This window comes from Novosphingobium sp. BL-S-19 (genome assembly GCF_055521675.1).
Map to the genome: position 1 here is coordinate 877,666 of NZ_CM145497.1, position 7,167 is coordinate 884,832.

At 63.4% G+C, this 7,167-nt stretch carries 7 protein-coding genes; 5 read left to right on the forward strand and 2 right to left on the reverse strand.

The window, feature by feature from the left end:
* Window position 1 precedes the first annotated feature (1 nt).
* The gene (locus ACZ1JV_RS03855) at window positions 2–2,236 is read right to left on the reverse strand and encodes a TonB-dependent hemoglobin/transferrin/lactoferrin family receptor (protein WP_465149664.1); all 2,235 of its coding nucleotides are present in this window, start codon (window positions 2,234–2,236) and stop codon (window positions 2–4) included.
* Window positions 2,237–2,439: 203 nt separating this feature from the next.
* Here ACZ1JV_RS03855 and ACZ1JV_RS03860 point away from each other — a divergent pair, with 203 nt between their 5' ends.
* The 4 genes from ACZ1JV_RS03860 to ACZ1JV_RS03875 are packed head-to-tail and all read left to right on the forward strand — an operon-like array spanning window position 2,440 to window position 5,424.
* The gene (locus tag ACZ1JV_RS03860; RefSeq protein WP_465149665.1) at window positions 2,440–3,237 is read left to right on the forward strand and encodes a DUF4198 domain-containing protein; all 798 of its coding nucleotides are present in this window, start codon (window positions 2,440–2,442) and stop codon (window positions 3,235–3,237) included.
* Between the two features lie 8 nt (window positions 3,238–3,245).
* Window positions 3,246–3,716, forward strand: coding sequence for an EF-hand domain-containing protein (locus tag ACZ1JV_RS03865; RefSeq protein ID WP_465149666.1), 471 nt, complete (start codon window positions 3,246–3,248; stop codon window positions 3,714–3,716).
* Between the two features lie 59 nt (window positions 3,717–3,775).
* The gene (locus tag ACZ1JV_RS03870; protein WP_465149667.1) at window positions 3,776–4,273 is read left to right on the forward strand and encodes a GNAT family N-acetyltransferase; all 498 of its coding nucleotides are present in this window, start codon (window positions 3,776–3,778) and stop codon (window positions 4,271–4,273) included.
* Between the two features lie 38 nt (window positions 4,274–4,311).
* Window positions 4,312–5,424 carry a DUF2235 domain-containing protein gene (locus ACZ1JV_RS03875; protein ID WP_465149668.1) on the forward strand — a complete coding sequence of 371 codons (1,113 nt, stop codon included), beginning with the start codon at window positions 4,312–4,314 and terminating at the stop codon, window positions 5,422–5,424.
* A 9-nt stretch (window positions 5,425–5,433) separates the two neighbouring features.
* Here the strand turns inward: ACZ1JV_RS03875 and ACZ1JV_RS03880 are convergent, their stop codons facing one another.
* Entirely contained in the window at window positions 5,434–5,733 is a 300-nt protein-coding gene (locus tag ACZ1JV_RS03880; protein WP_465149669.1) for a hypothetical protein, read from the reverse strand.
* 474 nt (window positions 5,734–6,207) lie between these two features.
* Between ACZ1JV_RS03880 and ACZ1JV_RS03885 the strand changes: the two genes are divergently transcribed.
* Complete coding sequence (locus ACZ1JV_RS03885; protein WP_465149670.1) at window positions 6,208–7,017, forward strand: SapC family protein; 810 nt, start codon at window positions 6,208–6,210, stop codon at window positions 7,015–7,017.
* Window positions 7,018–7,167: the final 150 nt, after the last annotated feature.

The following is a 7,167-nucleotide window of genomic DNA, read 5'->3' on the forward strand; positions in this document are numbered from 1 at the left end:
TTCAGAACGAGATGAGCGCGGTCGCCTTCACGGTGCGGCCGGGTTGCGAATAGAACAGCTTGCCGATGCTGCCGCTGTCCGGCAGGTCGAGCGCGTTATAGTAGGTCTTGTCCAGCAGGTTGTAGACACCGACCTGAATGCGCAAGCCCTCCGCGAACGCAGGACGCACCCATGCGGTTGCATCGATGATGCCGTAGCTGGGCGTCTTGTTGAGATCCGACGCCGGATTTTCCACCTTGTTGCGCGATGCGGCCACCGTGCCGGACAGGTCCAGCCCGAAGTTTTCGTGGCTGTAGCCCACACCCATAACCGCGCGCAGCGGCGGGATCGAGTTCAGGTGGTAATCGTCCTCGGTATTCTTGCCGTTGGCATAGGCGATCGAGGCCCAGGTCCGCCAGTTCTTGGAGAATTCCCAGTTTCCGCTGGCTTCCACGCCGTAGATGCGGACGCGGTTGAGGTTCATGTACTTGAACACGCCGAAGGGATAGCTGCCGGAAAGCCCGGCGGCGGCGGCCGTCGTCGTCACCGTGTCGATGAAGTTGTGGTAGTTGTTGTGGTAATAGGCCACGCGCAGGCCCCGCTTGTCATCGCCGAAGCGGGCGCCGAATTCGTAGCCCTTGCTGGTTTCCGGCTTCAGGTCCGGATTGCCGATGCTTACGTAGCTGCCGGTACCGCCGTACGTGAGGTAAAGCTCGGTGGCGGAAGGCGCGCGGAAGGCCTGTGAATACTGACCGTAGAGCGTCAGCTTCGAAAGCACTTGTGCCTCCACCAGCACTTTGGGCGACCAGCGCGTGTCGGAAGACTTGGCGGGCAGGCCCTCGTAGGCGGCGTTTTCGGTGTAGCTGGGCGTGTCCTGCGGCGAACGACGGTAATAGTCGTAGCGAATGCCCGGCGTTACATGCAGCCAGTCCGCCGCGCCGAAGCCGATGCGGTCCTGAATGACGAAGCCAAGGTCGGTTCCGTGCACGGTCGGCATGTCCGACTGGTTCACGTGGAGGAACGAGCAGGAATAGATCGCGGCGGTGCAGTTGTCCTGCCCGGCGGCATACTGGCTGGTGTTGGTGCGATAGGCTTCGCCGGCCACGGTGATCGCGTGCGAGATCGATCCGGTCTGGAAATCGGCGGTGATGTTGCCGTTCAGGCCGAACATCTCCACCTGAAGGTCGCTGTCGCGGATGTATTGGCCGATCGGTGCGGTCTTGCGTGTGCCGTCGGTGTAGGTTTGCAGGTTGCTGCGCTGCCAGTAGCTGACAAGGTGCGCCTCACGGATCGTGCCGCCATCGCCCTGATAGTCATAGCTGCCGGAGATCCGCTTGCGCTTGGTCTTCTCGTCGGTGAGGTAGGTGGAGTACGTCGATCCCACGCTGGTCAGCGTATTCTCGTTGTAATCGCGCGAGAAGATTTCGCCGGTCAGGCCAAGACGATGACCGCCGGGCAGGTATTGATGCAGCTTCACCAGCAGGTTGAGCTGGTCGTAGCTGGCCGGGTTCGCATCGGTGCGGGTAGAGCCCGTGCCGCCGGTATTGCCCTGGTTCTTGGTCTCGTTGCCGTTCTGGTAGCCGCCCTGAATCAGGAACAGCGTATCCTTGCTGCGCACCGCGGCGGCCTGATTCAGATAGATGCTGTCGCTGGCGCTGTCATAGGTAACCTTGCCAAGCCCCGCCTGCGTCTTGCCGTCCACCAGCAGGTCTTCGGGATCGAGCGTGCGCAGCGCCAGCGCGCCGGCCAGCGCGCCAGTGCCGAAGAAGCTGGAATCGGCGCTTCTCACCACGTCGATTGCGCTCAGCGAGTTGAAATCGAACGAGGCAACGCCGCCCTGCACACCGCGTGCGCCGTCTTCCAGCCAAGGGGTGCGGATACCGTCGATGGTGGTCAGCACGCGGTTCGAATCGAGCCCGCGAATGTTGATCGAATTGTTGTTCGGGTTGAAATTCACCCCGGCATCGACGCGGCGGGCGTAGTCGGTGAGGCTGTCGACCATGCGTTCGCGCAGGGTTTCGGCCGTGGTCGTGGTGGTGAGGACGCGGGGCTTGCCGGTGCTGCTGCGATCGGCGTCGGCATCGTCGGTTTCCGCCTTGGCCTTGACCGGGAAGCTGCCGAGACGAACGGCATCGTCCTTCGACGCCCCACTCGCCGTCTGCGCCAGCGCAGGGGTGCAGGGAACGGCGAGAAGCAGCGCGGCAGCGGCCCAGTCGATGCTCGCCTTGCTCGTTCCTGTCAGCAGACCCATATCCATCAATGATTCCTTTCCACGAATGCGAGGCAATAGCAATAAGAACAGGCAGGAGCGGCACGACCGCGCGCGATTCCTGCCGAAAATGTGAGAGCCCCAGGCGCATCCCTAAGAGCGCCAACGCCGCTCATTTATCCTACTGCTATTGATTCGCAATAGAGTTTGTGAGACGAGCCGCGCATTCGCTTTTGAGGGGATGGATTTTCATGACTCGTTCAAACCGATTGCGGCTTGCGCTCGCCTTGGCCGGCTGCGCCTTTCCCGTGCTCGCGGGCGCGCCGGCGCTGGCGCACTCGCCCTACCTGCTGCCCAATGGCTTTACGCTGGAGAAAGGCGACCACGTGACCGTGGAAGCGGCATTCAGCGAACATGTGTTCGTGCCGGCCATCGCCATGCAGTCCGACGCTTATCAGGTGGTCGGCCCCGATGGGCAGGCGACACCGCTGAAGCCGGTGATGCTGCGCGATCTGGCCGTGCTGGAAGTGCCGACACCGGCTGACGGCACCTATCGCATCACCAGCGGCGAACGGCAGGGCCGCGTCGCCAAGGCCGCGCTGATCGACGGGCAGTGGGAATTCATCGACCCGCGCCGCCCGCTCCCCGCCGGGGTGACGCCGGTGGACATGCAGAGCATGACCAAGGCCGAAACTTACGTCAGTCGCGGCACCCCCACACAGGCCGCGCTGGCGCCGACCGGCAAGGGCATCGAATATCGCGCGATCACCCATCCTGCCGCCATCCGCGCCGGAAAGCCGGCCGAATTCCAGGTGCTGTTCAATGGTAAGCCGCTGGCGAACGCCGATGTCGAAGTGGAGGAAGGCCGCCCCGGCGAGGTTGAAAACCGCCGCCTGCCGCTGATCACCAGCGACGCGCAGGGGCGCTTCAGCATCACCGCGCCAGAGCCGGGCCTCTACTTCGCGATGACCCGCCACCGCGTGAACGCCGCCGGCGCCGATCCGGCGCGCAGCTACACCTATGCCCTGACCTATTCCGTTAGCGAATGAGAAGAACCATGACCAAGAAATCGATCCGCACTGCCCTCGCTCTGGCCGCCTCATTGGCGGTGACGGGCACCGCTCACGCCGCCTCTCACGACCGGGCGACGTTCATCAAGGAGCAGGACCTCGACGGCGACGGCAAAGTCGGCAAGGACGAATACCAGCGCGGCCGCGACGCCGAATTCGCGCGGATGGACCGCAATCACGACGGTGTGCTCTCTCACGACGAATATGTCGGCGATTATCGGGAGCGGCTGGAAAAGGAACTGCTGACCGAACCTGCCGCCTCTCGCGAGGAAGAGCGCACGCGCCAGATGCGCCAGGCCGATGTGCGGTTCGGTGTGCTGGACAGCGACAAGTCCGGCGGCATCACTCATGCCGAATTCGACGCATCGGGCTGGGCGATGTTCCTGCGCCACGATGCCAACCACGATGGTTTCGTCTCGGCAGACGACGCCAACGTCAAGCAGGACGCCGATTCCTAATCGATGAGCCGCGCGGCGGATCGCTTGCCTTGATCCGCCGCGCTGCCTAACCGGCGGGCATGAGCAGCCTCGTGATCCGGCCCTTCGTCCCCGCGGACGAACAGGGCGTCGTCGACGTGATCCTCCCGATCCAGCGGGAGGAATTCGGCCTTGCCATCACGGCCGACGACCAGCCCGATCTTCGCGCGATTCCGACCTTTTACCAGGTCGGATCGGGCGAATTCCTGGTCGCGGAGCATGAAGGCCGGATCGTCGGCACGATCGCCATGAAGGACATCGGGGGAAATAGGGGGGCCTTGCGCAAGATGTTCGTCGCGGCCGAATTCCGGGGCAGGGAATTCGGCGTCGCGCAGGCGCTTCTGGCCCGGCTGCTCGAATGCTCGCGCGCGGCGGGGACGCGGCAGGTCTTTCTCGGCACGACCGACCGTTTCCTCGCCGCGCATCGCTTTTACGAAAAGCACGGCTTCCGCCTGATCGACGCGGCGGACCTGCCGCAAAGCTTTCCGCGCATGGCGGTGGACACGCGGTTCTATGCGCTGGAACTTGCCCCCGAATAAAGGCATCCTCGGCCCTATCGCGACTTGGTGGGGGCCGTATGGCGGACGAACAGGGGCAAGACTATACGGGCCGCAATATCGTCGTCTGCTGCGACGGTACTTCGAACCAGTTTTCGCAAGACCGCACCAGCGTCATCAAACTCTTTCACGCGCTGGTGAAGGATGAGGCGAGGCAGGCCGTCTACTATCATCCCGGCATCGGCACCCGCGCGCCGACGGGCATCGGCACGAAGACCGGGCGGTGGCTGGGGCAACTGGCCGGGCTGGCTTTCGGCTACCGCCTTCAGGACGACATTGCCGACACCTATCGCTACCTTGCCGACACCTATCGGCCCGGAGACCGTGTCTACATCTTCGGATTCAGCCGGGGCGCCTATACCGCGCGCGTGGTGGCGGCGATGCTCCATTGCTATGGTCTGGCGATGCGGGGGAACGACCCCTTGGTCCCCTATGCCGTCAAGATGCTTTGGGCCATGGCACGCGCCCGGCCCGGCGATCCCTACAAGGCGCGCGCGCAACTGGCGCGCGATTTCAAGGGCACGATTTCCGCCCGCGATTGCCCGGTGCATTTTCTGGGCGTGTGGGACACCGTGAACTCGGTCGGCTGGATCGGCAGCCCGCTGACCATTCCCTACACCCGCTTCAATCCGGACGTCGCCATTGTCCGCCATGCCAAGGCGCTGGACGAGCGGCGCGGCTTCTTCCGCGTCAACTGGTTTCGCGAGGATCCTCGGCGCGACATTCGCGAGGTCTGGTTTCCCGGCACGCACTGCGACGTTGGCGGCGGCTGGCCGGAGGCGGAGAGCGGGATGTCTAAGTATCCGCTGCAATGGATGGCTGCCGAAGCGCAGAAGGCCGGTCTGCTGCTCGATCCTGACCGGTTGGCGCAAGTGCTTGGCGAAATCCCCGGCCCATACGCGCCGGCCAGTCCCGAGGCGAAGATCCACTACGGCATGCATCCATGGCTATGGGCGCTGGCCGAATTCGTTCCGAAAAAGCACTGGAATTTCGCGCGTGAGCGGTGGGAGTGGCGGATGAACCTGTTCCGCCGCCGCACCCTGCCGGCGCAGCCGATCGTGCATGACGTGGCCTGGGAAGTGCCCGGCTATCGCCTGCCCGAAGGGGCGATCAGGCTTTCGGAACTCCCCTGAAGATCCCGTTCAGACCGCCAGTACCAGCGTATCCCCTTCGCGCGGCAACGTAGCTTCGTAGCCGGGCAGGGGCGCGAACGTTTCGTCCAGCACTTCCGCGTCGGAGAGGCCGGCCAGCTTGAATTGACCCAGCCGCTGTTCTTCCGGCGTGCGCCAGGCCTTGCTCATGTTCAGGGCGCTGACGAAGAGATCGCCGTGCCGTTCGAACAGCAGATGCGGCGCCAGCTTGATCGCAGCGCCATTGTACTGCGTCATCACGGTGCGCTGATGCGCGATCGCCGCCATGATCTGCATTCGGGTCTCGCTCATGCGCGTACGTCCGGGATAAACTCATTGTGCATCGCAGCATAGTGCGGCCTGAGCGGCGAAATTTCAAGGGTGGTGATCGGGGCGTTTTATGCAATCGTGCTTGCGATAGGGCCTAATTCATCAACTAATGCGCTGTCAAAAAACGACTATTCCGGGTTTCGACATATATCGGACAAATCGCCGACATCGATGTCATGAATGACCCCTTTTGAACACAACCATCAGGTCATGGTTAAATGCGTGTAAACCGCCGTTTCCACAGGGAATGCGTCTATAAGTAGATGAACGGATTGCGCCAATTTGGCGTCACGCCGAAAGAAAGGCGACACACGCGCTTGCACCCTCGCAAACCATTGCATATGGGCGCTTCGCGTAAGTCGCTGATCTAACAGGTGAACTAACCATCTGCCGGCCATGGGGCATCGCACGCGATGGGGCCGGGCAGCGACAGACATGAAATTACTGGTGGGGCATATGACGGAATCGAAGCAGAAAAATCGCAAGGCAACCGACGCGGCAAAAACGGCTGCGGCCGCGCCTGCCGCTGGCCCGCAAGTGAACGGCAGCCTGCCGCTCTATCGCGATCCGCGCCCGGTGCATTCCGCCACGCACGCCGATGCGGCGGTCATTGTCGCGCCTACCGATTTCGGATTCGCTGCCGCCGCGCCGATGGTGCAGCTTTCGGTCGACGAGTTCGAGCGCGCCGCGCTCGATTACCCGATCCTGTTCTTCGGCGACGATCGCCAGCCTTACGTGGTCACCGCGCTTGAGGCGGAGAAGAACCTGTTCGTTGCCGAGGGTGGATACCGCCCCGGCGCCTATATCCCGGCCTATCTGCGCCGCTATCCCTTCGTGTTCGCGCGGGACGAGGGCAGCGACCGGCTGATCCTTTGCCTCGATCACGCATCGGGCCGCGTGGCGGCCAAGGGTGACGACGCGGGCGCGGTGGCGCTGTTCGAAGACGGCACGCCCACCGAACTGACGCTGCAGGCGCTGCGGTTCTGTGAGAACTACGAAGCGGCACAAGCGCGCACGCGCCTGCTGGTGGCCCTGCTGGAAGAACTGGACCTCTTCGAAGTGAAGCGCGTCCACTACACCGCGCCGGGTGCCGCAGAGCCGAGCCTGCTGGTGGAATACCACACGGTGGACCGCGCCCGGTTCGAGGCGCTGCCGGCCGACGCTTTCCTGCGCCTGCGCGATGCCGGCGCCCTGCCGGCGATCTTTGCGCAGATCGCTTCGCAGGCGAAGTGGGAAGCGCTGGCGGCGGTCGCCGGCCAGCCCTGATTTTCGGCGCGATTCATCACCCTGCTTTCCCCGTCCGCGGCGAAGGCAGGGTGATTTTCCGCGCCTTAACGGGGCGGAAAACGGCGGAAAAGCTTCTCTGCATATTCGCGTAAGAGAATAATTTTCCTGAATTTTTATGTGTTGTTCCGG